The organism is Comamonas sp. FG99 (genome assembly GCF_057808605.1).
The window spans coordinates 25366-44014 of sequence record NZ_JBMDII010000042.1 but is presented as its reverse complement, the minus strand read 5'-3'; the positions used below and the strand labels follow the sequence as shown (position 1 = coordinate 44014).

Here is an 18649-nt window from a genome sequence, read left to right as displayed (position 1 = left end):
CCAGGGACCTACGGATTAACAGTCCGGCGCTCTACCGACTGAGCTATTGAGGAATGAGACCGCGATTATATACACAAAAAACCGGCTCGCCGAGCAAACTGCCGGCAAGCTCAGCCGCCCGGTTCGGGGCGCCGCCAGAGCCAGGCAAGCACGCAGGCCATGCACAGCGATGCGCTGGCGGCCACCCAGCGCGGAACATGGGCAACCAGCAGCACCACGGCGCACAAGGCCATGAGGATGGTGGCGCTCCATTTCGCCCTGCGGCTGACCTTGCCGCCGTTGGCCCAGTTTTGCAGCATGGGGCCGAACAGCCGGTGGCGCCACAGCCAGGCGTGCAGGCGCGGCGAGCTGCGCGCGGCCGCCCAGCCAGCCATGAGGATGAAGACCGTCGTCGGCAGGCCGGGAACGACGATGCCGATCACGCCCATCACCAGGCACAGCACCGCGAAGGCCATCAGCAGCCAGCGCGCGGCAGCGGGCAGGGGCGCTTGCCTGGGCGCGGGCGGCGGGGATTCGGGCGGTTGCGGCATGGGCTGCATTGTCCTGCATGCGCCGGGGCGATCGGCGGGTTATGCTGCGGGCTGTGATGGCATTGCAGCCGTCGCCGCTTTTTTGCCTTTGACATGCCATGACCATCCACGCGATCTTGAAGATGGGCGACCCGCGCCTGCTGCGCATTGCCCAGCCGGTGACCCAGTTCGATACCGACGAGCTGCATCAGCTGGTGCAGGACCTGCTGGACACCATGCGCGCCGCCAGCGGGGCGGGCCTCGCGGCACCGCAGATCGGGGTGGATCTGCAGGTGGTGATGTTCGGCTCCAACGAGCGCAATCCGCGCTATCCGGACCGTCCTCTGGTGCCGCCAACGGTGCTGATCAATCCGGTGATCACGCCGCTGTCCAATGAAGAGGAGCGCGATTGGGAGGGCTGCCTGTCGGTGCCCGGCATGCGTGGGCTGGTGCCGCGCTGGTCGCAGATCCGCTATACCGGCTTCGACCAGTATGGCGATGCCATCGATCGCAGCGTGGAGGGCTTTCATGCGCGCGTGGTGCAGCATGAGTGCGATCACCTGTGGGGCAAGCTCTATCCCATGCGGATGCGCGACTTCCGCCAGTTCGGCTTTACCGAGGTGTTGTTTCCCGAGCTGGGCGCGGCCGACGATTCCGGCGACTGAGGCAGGGGCGGGTGCCTGCCTGCTATCCTCGTGCGGACATATTTGCATGCAGTTTTTGAGACAATTTTTGTATACACAAAAGTCAATTCTATTTATACCGTCAGGTGGATGAACGCCGGCGGCCCGCCTTGTACAGTGCCTTTTCAAACGAAGCGATTGCGGGCACCAGGGTAATCGGGTCGAGGCGCTGTCACTTGCCCCATGCCCGCGGCAACCAACAAGGAGACAGGCATGGAAAAGAGTTCCGACCATTCGTCGGCGGCCGCCGTTCGCCGGCCCGAGGATGAGCAGCTGGGCTGGGCGGCAAATATTCTTTATGGCTTTCAGCATGTGCTGACCATGTATGGCGGCATCGTTGCCGTCCCGCTGGTCATGGCGAATGCCGCGGGCATGTCGGCCGCAGACACCGGGCTGCTCATCACCGCCTGCCTGTTCATGGGCGGCCTCGCCACCTTGCTGCAGACGCTGGGGATTCCATTCTTCGGCTCGCGCCTGCCGCTGGTGCAGGGCGTTTCCTTCTCCGGTGTGGCCACCATGGTCAGCATTTTGCACACCGGCGGCGGCATGCAGGGCGTGCTGGGCGCGGTGATGCTCTCATCGCTGCTGGGCCTGCTGATTGCGCCGGTGTTTTCCAAGCTCACGCGCTTTTTCCCGCCGCTGGTCAATGGCTGCGTGATCACGGTCATCGGCCTGTCGCTGATGCCGGTGGCGGCGCACTGGGCCATGGGCGGCGACAGCCAGGCGGCGGGCTATGGCAGCGTGGGCAATATCGGCCTGGCGGGCCTGTCGCTGGCCATTGTGCTGGTGCTGAGCAAGCTCGGCAATGCCATGATTTCGCGCCTGTCCATCCTGCTGTCCATCGTGCTCGGTACCGCCGTGGCCACGCTGATCGGCATGGCGGACTTCTCGGCCGTGGGCCGCGGCGCCTGGTTTGCCGTGCCGATGCCGCTGCATTTCGGCTGGCCCACCTTCGGCCTGGCCGCGACCATCTCCATGAGCATCGTGATCATGGTGACGCTGGTGGAGACCTCGGCCGACATCCTGGCGGTGGGCGACATCATCGGCACGCGGGTGGACTCGCGCCGCCTGGCCGACGGCCTGCGCGCCGACATGCTATCGAGCGCGGTGGCGCCATTCTTCGGTTCGTTCACCCAAAGCGCATTTGCGCAGAATGTCGGCCTGGTTGCGGTCACCGGCATCAAGAGCCGCTATGTCGTGGCCTGCAGCGGCCTGATCCTGATCGCCTTCGGCCTGCTGCCGGTCATCGGCCGGCTGGTGGCCTGCGTGCCGCCGGCGGTGCTGGGCGGCGCCGGGCTGGTGCTGTTCGGCACCGTGGCGGCCAGCGGCATCCGTACGCTGGCCAAGGTGGAGTACCACAACAACATGAACCTGATCATCGTCGCGGCCTCCATCGGCATGGGCGTGTTGCCCATGGTCAAGCCCGACTTCTACCACCATTTTCCGGCCTGGTTCGCCACGATGTTCCATTCGGGCATCAGCTCGACCGCGGTGACGGTGCTGCTGCTGAACCTGCTGTTCAACCATTTCCAGCGCGGCAACCCCGACCAGCCCTCGGTGTTCGAGGCGGGCTCGGAGCGCATTCTGAGCGAGGCGGTGATCAAGGCCCTGGCCGATGGCGACCGGTTCGAGAACGGCAAGGTCTTCGACAAGGATGGCAATGAGGTGCCGGTCAGGCCAGCGGCTCTCGGCCACGGCCATTGATTGCGGCCTAGGCCTCGGTGTGGTCGGACAGCGCCCACAGCACCTCGGTCTCGAGCGCGATCTGGCGCACATTGCTTTGCAGCTCGGCGCCCTGTAGCAGGAAGGTGTCTTCCACACGCTCGCCCAGGGTGCTGATCTTGGCCAGCTCCACGCTCAGCTGGTGGCGGGCCATGATGCGCGCCACGGTGTAGAGCAGGCCGGCGCGGTCGGCGGCCGAGATCGACAGCAGCCAGCGCTGGCCTTTGTCGTCGGGCTGCAGCGATACGCGCGGCGCCACTGGAAAGCTCTTGACCCGGCGCGACACGCGGCGCTGCACCGGCTCGGGCAGCGGCCCGGCGGCGGTGAGCACCTGGCTCAGATGGCTTTCGACCAGCGTGGCGAGCTCGCGGTAGTGCTGCTGCAGCGTGGGCGCGACCACCTGGAAGGTGTCGAGCGCATAGCGGTTCAGCGCGGTGTGGATGCGCGCATCGAGGATCGACAGCCCGGCGCGGTCGAAGTAGCTGCAGATGCGCGCGAACAGGTCGGGCTGGTCGGCGGTGTACACCAGCACCTGCAGCCCGTCGCCCGCGAGCGAGGGGCGCGCGCGCACGATGGGCGTGGCCGAGCCCACGGCGCGCGAGAGCTGGCGCGTGTGCCAGGCGATGTCGGTCGCCTCGTGGCGCATGAAGTACTGCACGCCCAGCGTCTCCCACAGCGCCTTGTGCGACTCGAAGGGCTGCGCCTGCAGCGCCAGCAGCACCAGCGCCTCGCGCTTGCGCGCCTCCACCTGCGAGGCGATGTCGGGTGCGCGGCCGCCCAGCACGCGCAGCGTGGCGCGGTACAGGTCTTCGAGCAGCTTGCCCTTCCAGGCATTCCACACCTTGGGGCTGGTGCCGCGGATGTCGGCCACCGTCAGCAGGTACAGCGCGGTGAGGTTGCGCTCGTTGTGCACGCGCGTGGCGAAGGCGCGGATCACGTCGGGGTCGCTGGTGTCCTGCTTTTGCGCCACCTGGCTCATGGACAGGTGTTCGCGCACCAGGAACTCGACCAGCTGCGCGTCGTCGCGCGCGATGCCGTGCTCCTTGCAAAAGCGCCGCACCTCGCTGGCCCCGATCTCGGAGTGGTCGCCGCCGCGGCCCTTGCCGATGTCATGGAACAGCGCGGCCAGGTACAGCAGCCAGGGCTTGTCCCAGCCGGCGGCCAGCTGGGAGCAGAACGGGTATTCGTGCGCATGCTCGGCGATGAAAAAGCGCCGCACGTTGCGCAACACCATCAGGATGTGCTGGTCCACCGTGTAGACGTGGAACAAGTCGTGCTGCATCTGGCCCACGATGCGGCGGAACGGCCACAGGTAGCGCCCGAGCACCGAGGTCTGGTTCATCAGCCGCATGGCGTGGGTGATGCCCGTCGGCTGCTGCAGGATGGCCATGAAGGTGGCGCGGTTGACCGGGTCCTTGCGGAACTGCGCCCCCATCACGTTGCGCGCGTGGTACAGCGCGCGGAAGGTACGCGCCGACAGGTCCTTGACGCCCGGTGTGGTCTCGTACAGCAGGAAAGTGCGCAGGATGGCGTGCGGGTTGCGCAGGTAGAGGTCGTCCTGCGCCACCTCGATCAGGCCGGCCTTCTCGAAGAACTCGTCGTCGATGCGGCGCGGGCTGTGGTTGCCCGGGTGCAGGCGCTCGTCGATATTGAGCAGCATGATCTGCGACAGCTGCACCACCGCCTTGGCGGCCCAGTAGTAGCGCTTCATCAGCTGCTCGCTGGCGCGGATCGGAAAGCGGTGGCCGGCCGGTGTCTCGCTCTTGTAGCCGAAGGATTCGGCCACCGTGGTCTGCAGGTCGAACACCAGCCGGTCTTCGCGCCGCCTGGCCAGGATGTGCAGCCGCGCGCGGATCAGGCTCAGCAGCGCCTCGTTGCGCTGCAGGTTGCGCAGCTCGTAGGGCGTGACGATGCCGTTGGTGGCCAGCTCCTTCCAGTTGCGCCCGAGCCGGGTGGCGCGGGCGATCCACAGGATCAGCTGCAGATCGCGCAGGCCGCCGGGCGATTCCTTGCAGTTGGGCTCCAGCGCGTAGGCGGTGTTGTCGTACTTGCTGTGGCGCTGCTGCATCTCCAGCGTCTTGGCGACGACGAAGGCCTGCGGCTCCAGCGCCTGGTTGAAGGCCTGCTGGAACTGCCGGAACAGGCCCGCATCGCCGGTGATGCGGCGCGACTCCAGCTGCGCCGTCTGCACCGTGATGTCGGCCGCGGCCTCGCGCACGCAGTCGGCCACGGTGCGCACGCTGGAGCCGATCTCCAGCCCCATGTCCCAGCACATGCCGATAAAGGCCTCGATGCTGCCGCGCAGCCGGGCATCACCGCCCATGTCGGCATCCTGGGGCAGCAGCACCAACACGTCGATGTCGGAGTAGGGGAACAGCTCGCCGCGGCCGTAGCCGCCCACGGCGGCCAGGCACAGCCCGGCGGGCATGCCGGCCTGCGTCCACAGCGTCTGCAGCAGGCCGTCGGCCAGCGCCGACAGCTGGCGCAGATGCGCCGCGATGCCCCGGGAAGTACTGCCGGCCATGATGGCGGCGAACACCTGCTGCCGGTCCTGCTGGTATTGCTGGCGAACCGTGGAGAGGTCGGAAGGAGCGGAAGGCGCGGGCTTGGCGGTCATCGGTCGGTCAGTTGGTGGAGTCACACCGAGGCAAGCAATGACTATGCCATGCCTGGCCCGGTCAGCACTTGGTGGTGGTCACGAATTCGGGCAGCTGCGGATAGCCTTCGGACAGCGTCAGCACTTCGAAGCCGGTGTCGGTCACCAGCACCGTGTGCTCCCACTGGGCTGACAGGCTGCGGTCCTTGGTCACCACGGTCCAGCCGTCGTTGCCCCAGTCCTTGATCTCGCGGCGGCCCAGGTTCAGCATCGGCTCCACGGTGAAGATCATGCCGGTCTGCAGCTCCACGCCGGTGCCGGGCTTGCCGTAGTGCAGGATCTGCGGCTCGTCGTGGAACACCTTGCCGATGCCGTGGCCGCAGTACTCGCGCACCACCGACAGGCCATGCCCCTCGGCGAAGCTCTGGATCGCATGGCCGATGTCGCCCAGCCGGGCGCCGTTCTTCACCTGCTGGATGCCCAGCCACATGGCCTGGTAGGTCAGATCGCACAGGCGCTTGCCGGCGATGGTGCCTTCGCCCACCACGAACATGCGGCTGGTGTCGCCGAAATAGCCGGCAGGGGTGATCACCGTCACGTCCACGTTGACGATGTCGCCCTTCTTCAGCGGCTTGTCATTCGGTATGCCGTGGCAGACCACGTGGTTGACCGAGGTGCACAGGTGGCCCGGGTAGGGCACCATGCCTGGCGGCTGGTAGCCGATGGTGGCCGATTTGGTGCCTTGCCGGGTCATGCATTCCAGGCCCAGGCGGTCGATCTCCAGCGTGGTGATGCCGGGGCGGATGTGGGGGGTGATGCGGTCCAGCACTTGCGACGCGAGGCGGCAGGCCTCGCGCATGTGTTCAATGTCTTCGGCAGAATTGATTTTGATGGTCATGGTGGCGAATTATCCCACCCGGCCGATTGGCATGCGGGGCAACTGGCTTAGTCCGCGCAGGGCGCACAGTAGAATCCCGGATTGCCGACGCGCGGGCGCACTGCCTGGCAGCAGTCTCTTTCTTTCCGATCTCCTTTTTCTCCTCCATAGGCCGCCACGTGACCTTGCACCTGATTTCATTTGCGGGTGGGAATGCCCTTAGCGCTTTTCGCGCCCAGCAACTGCAGACCGCGCTCGCCGCGATCCATCCAAAGATAACGGGCATTGCTGCCCGTTTCGTCCATCTGGTGGCCACGCAAACCGAGCCGGCCGCTGCCGGGCGCGAGCGGCTGCAGGCGCTGCTGAGCTACGGCGACCCGTACCAGGGGCCCGAGGACGGCGTGCTGCTGGTCGTCACGCCGCGCCTGGGTACGATCTCGCCCTGGGCCTCCAAGGCCACCGACATCGCACGCAACTGCGGGCTGGATGTGTTTCGCGTCGAGCGCGTCACCGAATACCGCATCGGCCTGAAAAGTGGTCTTCTGGGCGGTGCCCCCGAGCTGAGCGCCGAGCAGGTGGCCCGGATCGCCGCGCTGCTGCACGACCGCATGACCGAATCGGTCTTCGCCACCAGCGAGGAGGCGCGGCAGCTGTTCTCCACGCTGCAGGCCGCGCCGATGGAGTTCGTCGACGTGCTCGGTGGCGGCAGGGCAGCGCTAGCGGCCGCCAACAAGCAGTGGGGCCTGGCGCTTGCCGACGACGAGATCGACTACCTGGTCGATGCCTTCGGCGGCCTCAAGCGCAACCCCACCGATGTGGAGCTGATGATGTTCGCGCAGGCCAACAGCGAGCACTGCCGCCACAAGATCTTCAACGCCCAGTTCACCATCGACGGCGTGGCGCAGGAGAAATCGCTGTTCGGCATGATCCGCAACACCGAGCAGCTCGCGCCGCAGCACACCATCGTGGCCTATGCCGACAATGCCTCCATCATGGAAGGCCATGCGGTCGAACGATTCCTGGCCAGATTCGATTCCAGCACCGATGCACAAGGCGCACCAAGCTATCAAAAGACGAGCGCCACCAACCATGTGCTGATGAAGGTGGAAACGCACAACCACCCGACGGCGATCTCGCCCTTCCCCGGCGCCTCGACCGGCGCGGGCGGCGAGATCCGCGACGAGGGCGCCACGGGCCGCGGCTCCAAGCCCAAGGCCGGCCTGACCGGCTTCACGGTCTCCAAGCTGTGGGGCAGCGAAGTGGGCAAGCCCGAGCACATCGCCAGCCCGCTGCAGATCATGATCGAGGGCCCGCTGGGTGGCGCGGCCTTCAACAACGAATTCGGCCGTCCCAACCTGACCGGCTACTTCCGCGAGTACGAGCAGCAGGTCGGCGACATCACGCGCGGCTACCACAAGCCCATCATGATCGCGGGCGGCCTGGGCGTGATCGACTCCGGACTGACGCAGAAGATCGAGTTCCCGGTCGGCACGCTGCTGATCCAGCTGGGCGGCCCCGGCATGCGCATCGGCATGGGCGGCGGTGCTGCCAGTTCCATGGCCAGCGGCACGAACGCGGCCGAACTGGACTTCGACTCCGTGCAGCGCGGCAATCCCGAGATCGAGCGCCGCGCCCAGGAAGTCATCAACCACTGCTGGGCCCAAGGCGACAAGAACCCCATCCTGGCCATCCACGACGTGGGTGCCGGCGGCCTGTCCAATGCCTTCCCCGAGCTAACCAACGATGCGGGCCGTGGCGCGCGCTTTGACCTGCGCGCCGTCAACCTGGAGGAATCCGGCCTGGCGCCCAAGGAGATCTGGTCCAACGAAAGCCAGGAACGCTATGTGCTGGCCATCGCACCCGACTCGCTGGCCGAGTTCACGGCCTTCTGCGAGCGCGAGCGCTGCCCGTTCGCCGTGATCGGCACGGCCACCGAAGAACGCCAGCTGGTGCTGGAGGACACGGCCGTGGCCGCCGGAGAGCAGAAGTTCCCGGTCGACATGCCGATGGACGTGCTGCTGGGCAAGCCGCCCAAGATGCACCGCGACGTGAAGAGCGTCACACGCGCGCTGCCCGCGCTGAACCTCGATGGCGTGCCGCTGGAGAAGGCCGTGATCGAGGTGCTGGCCCACCCCACCGTGGCTTCCAAGCGCTTTTTGATCACCATTGGCGACCGCGCCGTGGGCGGTCTCACCCACCGCGACCAGATGGTCGGTCCCTGGCAGGTGCCGGTGGCCGACGTGGCGGTCACGCTGGCCGACTTCAAGGGCTTTGCCGGCGAGGCCATGGCCATGGGCGAGCGTACGCCGCTGGCGGCGATCAATGCCCCGGCGTCGGGCCGCATGGCGGTGGCCGAAGCCATCACCAACATGCTGGCCGCGCCCATCGAGCTGTCCAAGGTCAAGCTCTCGGCCAACTGGATGGCGGCCTGCGGCGAGCCCGGCGAAGACGCGGCGCTCTACGCCACCGTCAAGGCCGTGGGCATGGAGCTGTGCCCGCAGCTGAACATCTCCATCCCGGTGGGCAAGGACTCGCTGTCCATGCGCACCCAGTGGAGCGACAACGGCGCGGTGAAGAAGGTCACCTCGCCCGTCAGCCTGATCATCACCGGCTTTGCGTCCATCGCCGACGTGCGCGGCACGCTCACGCCGCAGCTCGACGCCGACGAGGAAAACACCACGCTGGTGCTGGTGGACCTGGGCCGCGGCAAGATGCGCATGGGCGGCTCCATCCTGGGCCAGGTGCTGGGCCAGTCCGGCAATGAAACGCCCGACCTCGATGACGCCAAGGACCTGATCGCCCTGGTCAACGCCGTCAACGACCTGCGCGGCAAGGGCCAGATCCTGGCCTACCACGACAAGGGCGACGGCGGCCTGCTGGCCACGGCCGCCGAGATGGCTTTTGCCGGCCACGTGGGCGTGGCGCTGAATGTGGACATGCTGGTCACCGAAGGCGACGGCATCAGCGACAGCCGCATGGAATCGGGCGATGCCAAGAACTGGGCGCAGCAGGTCAGCGGCCGGCGCGAAGAGATGACGCTGCGCGCGCTGTTCAACGAAGAGCTGGGCGTGGTGCTGCAGGTGCGCAGCAGCGAGCGCAATGCGGTCATGCAGACCCTGCGCGAGCACGGCCTGGCCACCTGCAGCCATTTCGTCGGCAACACCCGGCCGCTGTCGAGCAGCATCGACGTGGGCAAGGGCGAGCTGCAGGTCTGGCGCGATGCCAAGAAGGTGTTCGGCGCTTCGCTCAGCGACCTGCACCAGGTCTGGGATGCGGTGAGCTGGAAGATCGCCCAGCAGCGCGACAACCCGGCCTGCGCCGACAGCGAGCACAGCGTGGCCGGCGAGCCCACCGACCCGGGCATGCACCTGCACCTGACGTTCGACCCCGCAGAGAACCCCGCTGCACCCCTCCTGAACCTGGGCGCGCGGCCCCGCGTGGCCGTGCTGCGCGAGCAGGGCGTGAACTCGCATGTGGAAATGGCCTATGCCTTCACCGAGGCCGGTTTCGAGGCGGTGGATGTGCACATGACCGACCTGCAAAGCGGCCGCGCGCAGCTGCAGGACTTCGCCGGCGTGGTCGCCTGCGGCGGCTTCAGCTATGGCGACACGCTGGGCGCCGGCATCGGCTGGGCGCGCTCCATCACCTTCAACGAGCGCCTGTCCGCGCAGTTCCAGCGGTTCTTCGGCCGCAGCGACACCTTTGGCCTGGGAGTGTGCAATGGCTGCCAGATGTTTGCCGAGCTGGCCGACATCATCCCCGGCGCGCAGGACTGGCCGCGCTTCACGCAGAACCAGAGCAACCGCTTCGAGGCCCGCCTGTCCATGGTCGAGGTGCTGGAGTCGCCCAGCCTCTTCCTGCAGGGCATGGCCGGCAGCCGCCTGCCGATCGCCGTCGCGCATGGCGAGGGCTACGCCAACTTCAAGTACCGCGGCAATGCCGACAAGGCCATCGCCGCCATGCGCTACGTGGACAACCGCGGCCGCGCCACCGAGCAGTATCCGTTCAACCCGAACGGCTCTGCAGGCGGCCTCACGGCCGTGACCACCGCCGATGGCCGCTTCACGGCCATGATGCCCCACCCCGAGCGCGTGTTCCGCAACGTGCAGATGAGCTGGACCAGCGGCGACAAGTCGCAGTTCAGCCCCTGGATGCGCGTGTGGCGCAACGCGCGCAAGTGGCTGGGTTGATGCATTGAATCACCCTGCAAAGCAGACAAAGGCCCTTCGGGGCCTTTTGTTTTTTGAGGATGGGGTGGCCGAGGTGGCCGCTATTGCTCCAGCATCCGCCCCGTGCGTGCGCGGGCCTGCCGGACCAGGGTGGAGATCAGCACGGTCTCGGGCAGGTTGTGCCAGTAGCGGCGCGGCATTGCGCGCAGCATGGCCTGTTCCTTGAGGTGGGCCGGGTTGAAGGTGCTGGCGTAGTAGCTCAGCCACAGGGCTTCGCCCGCGTTGGGCGGTGGCGCATCGCAGCGCCGCGCGCCAGGCCTGCACATGCCGGTCCACGCCCTGCATGGCCTGGCGTATGCGCCGGCCGTCCTTCTCGGGCGCGAGGCGGGCCAGCCCGTCGTCCGTGGGCAGCTCCGCATTGATGCTCCGCCGGCCGGCATGGTGCCCCGCCAGTGCGAGCAATTCCACGCGGCCTTTTTACTGTGTGCCCGGTATGGGGGCAGGCTCACACTTTTAGCCGGCCTGCCTTGATATCGGCGCGGATCTGGTCGTTGACGCGGGTTTGCCAGCCTCGCCCCAGTCCCTTGAGTGCCGACAGTACATCGGCATCGAATCGGATGGTTGTTGGCACCTTGGGGTTGTCCTTGACGGATCCAACGGGACGCCCCCGCTTTCTGGATTCCATTTCTTCTGGGGTATGGACCGCGCCGTGTTCGCTGCGTACAGCCTGGTCAACGCTGCGAAGTAGTGCCGCCTCGAATTCCTGCAATTCCGGGTCTTTAATCTTGGGCATCGAACTTCTCCTTGATCGCCTTGAGTACCTCGGCACTGATGTTGTCGAACTTGGCTTTCGCGTAGACGATGATAAGAACCACTTCTCCCCGTGCATTGCGCGTGAAGTAGACCACGCGAGCGCCGCCGCGCTTGCCCATGCCTGAGCGAGCCCAGCGGACTTTGCGCAGGCCGCCAGAGCCAGGGATCACATCTCCGGCCTCTGAATTCACAGCGATCCAGTCGATGAACTCAAAACGTTCATCTTCAGACCAAACCCTGGCGGACCAGGCGATGAACTCAGGGGTTTCAATGACTGTGAACACGGATTAATTGTACTAACATAATATTCTGCTTGGATGAATATTTTGTTATAACAAATAAATTAGTCATCGTCAAAGCGATGCTGCAAGCAGCGCCGCATGGAGGCGTGGTGTCCACGCTGGGCACTTGCGGTAAAAGGCCCAGGCACCCCAGTGTCCATTTGATCGGGGGCCGGGCCAAAACTCATCCCGCCTACCGAAAATCGAATGCCTGCGGGTGGTTGGCCAGGCTGCCTGTGAGTGCCGCGTAGAGGATGGTCTTGCCGTCGATGGATTCACTGCCACCGCCGATGTTCAGCCAGCTCAGCTTTTCGCTGCTGCCGTTGCGGCTGAGCAGCACACCGTACATGGCATCGTGGCCGGGCGAGTACATCACCGCGATCTGCTGCTCGGCGCAATGGTGCGGCTTGCAGGCCTGCATGACCTGGTAGCTGCGGCCGGCCATCTCCACCGCTACGGCCGGGGATTCGACCACGCCCTTTTTCACCCAGGTCGGCAGCTGGTGGCCGCGGGCCATGGCGTCAAAGGCGTGCCGGGCGCGCGTGTCCTTGGCAATGGCGCTGAAGCTCCAGCGGGCGCCGGCAGCGCCGCCTTGCTCGGCGGCCGTGGCGCTGGGGATGACCGGGGTTGCCGCCATGACCGCCATGGCTGTGATCGCCAGGCTGGCGGCCCGCAGCAGCCTGGCGCCTGTGTTGTGCTGGACGGTGGATGTCGGTTGCATGGGCAGTTTCCTTTCTAGGCAGCCATGGTACCGGGGCTAGCGCTGGAAGGCCGTGGGGCAGATCAGCCGCGCCAGCGCATCCACGCGCTTTTCCATGTCTTGCCGGGTTTGCCCGGCACGGGCGCGGATGCCGATGCTGTGGGCGGTCGAGGCCAGCAGGAAGCCCAGCGATTCGATGTCGCTGCCTTGGGGCAGTGCGCCCCTGTCCACGGCTGCTTGCAGGCCGGCGTGGAGCTGGCTGTCCATCTCTTGCAGCACCTCGTCCAGCACCTGCCGGATCTCGGGATCGGTCAGCGCCTCGGCGGTCGCGGTCGAGATCACCGCGCAGCCGCTGAGGCCGATGTCTTCGCGCGAACCATCCACCGCGATGGCGGCGCGCAGGTAGCGCGCAATCACGTCGGCAAAGGAGCGGTCGCTCGGGTGGGGCGCCAGCGCGGCGCCGAAATGCTGCCGCGCATGGTCCTGGAACAGCCGCATCGCCTTGAGGTAGATGGTGCGCTTGTCGCCCAGCCCGGCATAGAGGCTGGGCCGGTTCAGGCCGGTGGCCGCGGCCAGCGCGTCCAGCGAGGTGCCCGAGTAGCCACTCTTCCAGAACGTGTGCAGGGCCAGTTCCAGGGCTTGCTCGGGATCGTAGCTGCGGGGCCTGCCGCGGGGTTTGGCGGTGGTTTTCATACTGGTTCGCAAAAAATTCCTTGACCATTTTATTCGAATCGGTACAGAATAAATTTTTTGCGAATCAGTACATAAATAAGGCCATGCCTCCATTTCTCCTTTCCAGATCCTGCCGCGCCGGCTTGCTGCTTGCCGCCATCTGTGCCGCGCTGGCCGGTTGCGACCGTGGCGCCGGCCCTGCCAGCCGCCCGACGCCCGTCCATCTCGTGACCGCAAATGCAGCCACAGACCCTGCCGCGGCCACCTTCTCGGGCACGCTCGTGCCCCGCATAGAAAGCCAGCTGTCGTTCCGTGTGCCGGGCCGGATGACTGTGCGCCGGGCCGATGCAGGTATGGCGGTGGCCCGTGGCGAGGTGCTGGCGCGGTTGGACGACACGCCGTTCAAGCTCGCGGTGCAAGAAGCGGCGGCCGAGCTGGCACAGGCCCAGGCCACGCTCGCGCGGCTGCGCCGCGACGTCGAGCGCAACCGCGCCCTGGCGCAGTCGGGCGCCGTTGCACGGGCCGATTTCGATGCGCTGCAGACCCAGCAGGCTGCCACCCAGGCGCAGGTGCACGGCGCGCAAAGCCGCCTCGAGCGGGCGCGCAACGATCTGGCCTATACCGCCTTGACCGCGCCCGCCGCCGGCACCGTGGCCCTGGTACAGGCCGAGCCGGGCCAGGTGGTGGCCGCTGGCACGCCGGTGCTGCGGCTGGCACGGGCCGGCGAGCAGGAAGTGCAGGTGGATGTGCCGGAAGGCCGCATCGGCCTCATCAGCCCGGCGCAGCCGGCCACGGTGCGCCTGCTCAGCCTGCCGCAGGCCGAGTGGGCCGGCACGGTGCGCGAGATCGCCAGCGTGGCCGATCCCGCCACCCGCACCTACCGCGTGCGCGTGGCCGTGGCCGGGCTGCCCGAGGCCGCGCGCCTGGGCATGAGCGCGTCGGTGCGCTTCGAGCCGGCCGGCGCTGAGCAGTCTGGGCCGCTGCAGCTGCCGATCAGCGCCTTGTTCCAGCACCAGGAGCAGCCCGCCGTCTGGGTGCTGCCCGACGATGCCCGGCATCTGGTGCTGCGGCCGGTGGTGCTGGCCGGCATGGGGACCGACACCATCGCGGTCGCGGCCGGCATCGCGCCGGGCGAGCGCGTGGTGGCGGCCGGCGTGCACCGGCTGGATGCGGGCATGGCGGTGCAGGCCTGGGATGGGCAGCTGCCATGAGCGCCGCACGGCCGCTCCGAAGGCGCTCGCACCCGCAGTGCGAAGCGCGGAGGGTATTCCGATGAATGGGCGCTTCAACCTGTCCGCATGGGGGCTGCGCCATGGCGCGCTGGTCAGCTTCGCGATGATCCTGGCACTGCTGCTGGGTGCGCTGGCGTACTTCAAGCTTGGCCGCGCCGAAGACCCCAACCTGAGCATCAAGGTCATGACCATCGACGTGGCCTGGCCGGGCGCCACCGCGCGCGAGCTGGAGCAGCAGGTGGTCGAGAAGATCCAGCGCAGCCTGCAGGAGGTGCCGCACTTCGACTATGTGAACAGCCATATCCGGCCCGGCCACGCGACGATCTTCCTGGTGCTGCACGATGCCGCGCGCAAGGCCCGGATCGAGCAAAGCTGGTACCAGGCGCGCAAGCGCGTCGGCGATATGCGCCATACCTTGCCCGAAGGCGTGCAGGGGCCGTTCTTCAACGACGACTTCGGCGACACCTTTGGCTCCATCTACGCCTTCCGGGCCGAGGGCTTCGACGACCTGCGCATGAAGCAGGTGCTGCTGGCCGCGCGCGAGCGCATGCTGGAAGTGCCCGATGTCTCCAAGGTGCTGGTGCTGGGCGTGCAGGAGCCGCGCTTTTTTGTGGAGTTCAGCCATGTCCGCCTGGCGCAGCTGGGCATCGCGCCGGCGCAGCTGCTGGACAGCCTGCGGCGCCAGAACGTGGTGGCGGCGGCCGGCACCATCGAAGGGCCGCGTGCGCGCATCCATGCGCGCGTCGACGGCGCGGTGAGCACGGTGCAGGATATCGAGAACACACCGGTCGATGTGGGCGGGCGCAGCTTGCGGCTGGGCGACGTGGCGCGCGTGACGCGCGGCTTCATCGATCCGCCGCAGATGTCGATGCGGCGCAATGGCGAGCGGGTGACCGGGCTGGCGGTGTCGATGGTCGATGGTGGCGACATCCTGGCGCTCGGGCCGCGGCTGGACGCGGCCATGGCGCAGGTGCAGCGACAGCTGCCGGCCGGCATCACGATCGAGAAGATCGTCGACCAGCCCAGCCTGGTCAAGCGCTCGGTCAACGAATTCCTGGGCCATTTCGCGCTGGCGCTGGGCATCGTGCTGACGGTCAGCCTGCTGGCGCTGGGCTGGCGCACCGGCATCGTGGTGGCGCTGTCGGTACCGCTGGTGCTGGGCATCACCTTCTTCATCATGTGGCGCATGGGTATCAACCTGCAGCGCATCTCGCTGGGCGCGCTGATCATCGCGCTCGGCCTGCTGGTGGACGACGCCATCATCGCGGTCGAGATGATGCAGGTGAAGATGGAAGAGGGCTGGGACCGGGCCAGGGCCGCCAGCTTTGCCTGGACCAGCACCGCCTTTCCGATGCTGACCGGCACATTGATCACCGCCGCCGGCTTTGTGCCGGTGGGGTTCGCGCAGTCGTCGACCGGCGAGTTCACCGGCTCGATCTTCTGGATCGTGGCGATCTCGCTGCTCGCCTCCTGGCTGGTGGCGGTGCTGTTCACGCCTTACCTGGGCGTGAAACTGCTGCCGCAGATCCAGGCCGGCGGCCATGGCGATGCGCATGCGCGCTTTCACCAATGGTTCGGCCCCAAGATCGACTGGTGCGTGGCGCACCGCAAGAGCGTGCTGGCGGCCACCGGCGCGGCCTTCGTGCTGGCGCTGGCGGCCTTCCAGTGGGTGCCGCAGCAGTTCTTTCCCGACTCGCCGCGAGAGGAGATCCTGGTCGACCTGCAGCTCGAGGAGGGCGCCAGCTACGCCGCCACGCTGGCGCAGGTGCAGCAGGCCGAGCAACTGCTGCGCCAGGATGGGCGCGTGCGCGACTTCACCACCTATGTGGGCGGCGGCTCGCCGCGCTTTTACCTGTCGCTGGATCCGGAGACGCCCAAGCTCAACTACGCGCAGCTGATCGTCTATCCGCACCAGCTCGCGCAGGCCGGCGCCTTGGCCGCCAGCCTGCGCAAGCGCCTGACCGAGGCCCTGCCGCATATCCGCACGCGCGTCTACCGGCTGGAGCTGGGGCCCACGGTGGGCTATCCGGTGCAGTTCCGCGTGCGTGGCGCCGACCCCGACACGGTGCGCACCATCGCCGAGCGGGTGCGCGACCGCATGCGCGAGCACCCCAGGGTGCGCGACGTGAACCTGCAGTGGAGCGAGCGCACCAAGGCGCTGCGTCTGCGGGTCGACCAGGACCGCGCCCGCGCGCTGGGCCTGAACACCGAGGAGATCTCGCGCGCGCTGCAGACCCTGCTGAGCGGCCATACCGTCACCCAGGTGCGCGCAGGCACCGAGCTGATCGACGTGGTGGCCCGTGCGCTGCCGGCCGAGCGGCTCGATGCGCAACAGCTGGGCGACCTCACGATCCGCACCGCCAGCGGGCGCAGCTTGCCGCTGAGCCAGGTGGCGGCCATCGAGCCGGCGCTGGAAGAAGGGGGCCTGTGGGTGCGCAACCGGCTGCCTACGCTGAGCGTGCGCGCCGACGTGCAGGGCGCGCAGGCGCCCGACGTGTCGCTGCAGATTGAGCCCATGCTGCAGGACATCAAGGACAGCCTGCCGGTCGGCTACCGCATCGACACCGGCGGCACGGTCGAGGAAAGCGCCAAGGCCAACGCCTCGATCCAGGCGGTGATGCCGGTGATGCTGCTGCTGTGGGCGAGCTTTCTGATGGTCCAGCTGCAGAGCTTCAGCCGCATGTTCATGGTCGTGCTGACCGCGCCGCTGGGCATGATCGGCGTCAGCCTGGCGCTGCTGCTCACCCAGGTGCCGTTCGGCTTCATCGCCACGCTGGGCGTGATCGCGCTGGCTGGCATGATCATGCGCAACTCGGTGATCCTGGTCGACCAGATCGACCGCGACATCGCCGCCGGCGAGCCGCGCTGGCAAGCCATCGTCAACGCCACGGTGCGGCGCACCCGCCCGGTGGTGCTGACCGCGCTGGCGGCCATCCTGGCCATGATCCCGCTGACGCTGTCCGCGCTGTGGGGCCCGATGGCCATCGCCATCATGGGCGGGCTGGCGGTGGCCACGCTGCTGACGCTGTTCTTCGTGCCCGCGCTGTACGCGGCCTGGTTCCGGGTGCGGCGCGACGAGGCGGCTATGCCGCCATCCGGAGAGACCGCATGACGCGTTCATATTTCACGGTATTTTCCATGGCAATCAGCGCCCAGGCGCGCCCCTCGCGCCTCATTTCCGCAATGCGGCCGCGGTACAGGTGGCACAGGCGCTCGATGCCGAAGATCGCATGCTGGTGAGCCAGCAGCAGTGCTTGGAGGTCCGCTATATGCGCGCCAGGGCGACGGCGGGCCTGCACAGGGCGGCAGCCTCGTAGAGTCGCAAGGCATCGCAATGTGTTGTGGGTTTGCGGCGCTTATTGCTTATTGTCAGTGAGGCAGCCATACAAGATGCTCAGGATGCGACAGGTAGTATGCTTGCGCATTTTATTTTGCGATCAACCTTGTTATTGTGGCCAAAAGAAATTCGATTATTATCGCAATTATAATGAAGGCAACCACTACCGCCGAGATGAGTGGGGGTGATGTGATAGTCAATAGCCATGCTGCGAAGCAAAGCGTCATGATTAAAAAAACCAACGAAAAAGCTTTATTGAACATGGTGGGTGGATAGATTCCTGGATATTTCTGCAGGGTATAATTCTGCAGCTGATCTTCTGAAAAATTCTTTAGTTTCCCCATGAATTTATTTAATTCGATGATCGACCTCACGGAGAACAGTACAACACAAAATGCTAGAGATAAATCTATTATGGATAGCCAGTTCTTGAAAAATGAAAGCTTGTCGTGAAATAAAACAAACATCGATGCCAACCCAAAGCTGGTGCCCATGCCGGAGACCGATAATTTGAACAGAGAACTCTCGTTGATTTCGGGTATTTCCCTCATGGGATACCTTTCGTTTCATAGGGGCTGGAACCAAGAGATGTTCCATGTTGAAAATCATGAAAAATAGCGGCTCATCAAAAACTTTTGTGCAAAAATGACGGCGTTCATTATAAAAATAAATTCAAACCAGTTTCCAAGTCTTCTCTGTCATCTCCCAATAATCAAGCTTTTAATGATGAGGTAGCCGCCAAAAAATACTATCGTCGTGGGGGTCATGGTAATGAATTCTGGCCAAAAATCCGAAGCGTTCCACGGAGTCCAGCGGGCACCAAGAAAATTGAAATTTTGTTCTGGCTGATTTTTCATGAAATTGCAGGCTTTTGATGCACAACCGATGTTTTGAATAATATAGGTCGGTCTGAGTCGGGTTCAGCCCACTGTGTTCCTCGGAGGGGGCTCTCACGAAGGTGAAGTATCTGCAAAGATTGGCAGTGCAGATAAAGTGTTGGATTTCGTGAGGACTGTGCGTGTGCCCTGCGGCAATAGCCGCAAAATAGCGAGGTGAGA

At 65.9% G+C, this 18649-nt stretch carries 12 protein-coding genes and 1 pseudogene; 5 read left to right on the top strand and 8 right to left on the bottom strand.

All coding sequences use genetic code 11. The features are described from left to right. Positions 1-110: 110 nt before the first annotated feature. On the bottom strand, positions 111-530 hold the full coding sequence (locus ACODRX_RS21980; protein ID WP_488873671.1) for a YbaN family protein: 420 nt from the start codon (positions 528-530) through the stop codon (positions 111-113). A gap of 98 nt (positions 531-628) precedes the next feature. Here ACODRX_RS21980 and def point away from each other — a divergent pair, with 98 nt between their 5' ends. Together def and ACODRX_RS21970 are read left to right on the top strand one after the other, a co-directional pair. Then, entirely contained in the window at positions 629-1174 is a 546-nt protein-coding gene (gene def, locus ACODRX_RS21975) for a peptide deformylase (protein WP_488873670.1), read from the top strand. Positions 1175-1405: 231 nt separating this feature from the next. Further along, entirely contained in the window at positions 1406-2896 is a 1491-nt protein-coding gene (locus tag ACODRX_RS21970) for a nucleobase:cation symporter-2 family protein (protein ID WP_488873669.1), read from the top strand. Positions 2897-2903: 7 nt separating this feature from the next. On the opposite strand, the gene ACODRX_RS21965 is transcribed toward ACODRX_RS21970, so the two are convergent. Continuing rightward, complete coding sequence (locus ACODRX_RS21965) at positions 2904-5531, bottom strand: [protein-PII] uridylyltransferase (protein ID WP_488873668.1); 2628 nt, start codon at positions 5529-5531, stop codon at positions 2904-2906. 61 nt (positions 5532-5592) lie between these two features. Continuing rightward, positions 5593-6408: a type I methionyl aminopeptidase gene (gene map / locus ACODRX_RS21960; protein WP_488873667.1), complete on the bottom strand. Its 816-nt coding sequence runs from the start codon at positions 6406-6408 to the stop codon at positions 5593-5595. Positions 6409-6566: 158 nt separating this feature from the next. Between map and purL the strand changes: the two genes are divergently transcribed. Then, positions 6567-10577, top strand: a complete 4011-nt coding sequence (gene purL / locus ACODRX_RS21955; RefSeq protein ID WP_488873666.1) for a phosphoribosylformylglycinamidine synthase — start codon at positions 6567-6569, stop codon at positions 10575-10577. A gap of 80 nt (positions 10578-10657) precedes the next feature. Here the strand turns inward: purL and ACODRX_RS21950 are convergent. From ACODRX_RS21950 to ACODRX_RS21930, 5 genes and pseudogenes are all read right to left on the bottom strand, one after another. Continuing rightward, positions 10658-10873, bottom strand: a pseudogene (locus ACODRX_RS21950) (DUF4130 domain-containing protein); the annotation flags it as partial. A gap of 188 nt (positions 10874-11061) precedes the next feature. Continuing rightward, a complete protein-coding gene (locus ACODRX_RS21945) occupies positions 11062-11349 on the bottom strand; it encodes a BrnA antitoxin family protein (protein WP_488873665.1) in 288 nt (95 codons plus the stop codon). Continuing rightward, positions 11336-11653, bottom strand: a complete 318-nt coding sequence (locus ACODRX_RS21940; RefSeq protein ID WP_488873664.1) for a transcriptional regulator — start codon at positions 11651-11653, stop codon at positions 11336-11338. Before ACODRX_RS21940 ends, ACODRX_RS21945 begins: the two co-directional genes overlap by 14 nt. Positions 11654-11843: 190 nt before the next feature. Next, positions 11844-12371 carry an Ivy family c-type lysozyme inhibitor gene (locus ACODRX_RS21935; protein ID WP_488873663.1) on the bottom strand — a complete coding sequence of 176 codons (528 nt, stop codon included), beginning with the start codon at positions 12369-12371 and terminating at the stop codon, positions 11844-11846. Positions 12372-12407: 36 nt separating this feature from the next. Further along, positions 12408-13043 carry a TetR/AcrR family transcriptional regulator gene (locus ACODRX_RS21930; protein WP_488873662.1) on the bottom strand — a complete coding sequence of 212 codons (636 nt, stop codon included), beginning with the start codon at positions 13041-13043 and terminating at the stop codon, positions 12408-12410. A gap of 206 nt (positions 13044-13249) precedes the next feature. On the opposite strand from ACODRX_RS21930, the gene ACODRX_RS21925 reads away from it, so the two are divergent. Together ACODRX_RS21925 and ACODRX_RS21920 are read left to right on the top strand one after the other, a co-directional pair. Continuing rightward, a complete protein-coding gene (locus ACODRX_RS21925; protein ID WP_488873661.1) occupies positions 13250-14233 on the top strand; it encodes an efflux RND transporter periplasmic adaptor subunit in 984 nt (327 codons plus the stop codon). A 61-nt stretch (positions 14234-14294) separates the two neighbouring features. Next, positions 14295-17366 carry an efflux RND transporter permease subunit gene (locus ACODRX_RS21920; RefSeq protein WP_488873660.1) on the top strand — a complete coding sequence of 1024 codons (3072 nt, stop codon included), beginning with the start codon at positions 14295-14297 and terminating at the stop codon, positions 17364-17366. The last annotated feature ends 1283 nt before the right edge of the window (positions 17367-18649 follow it).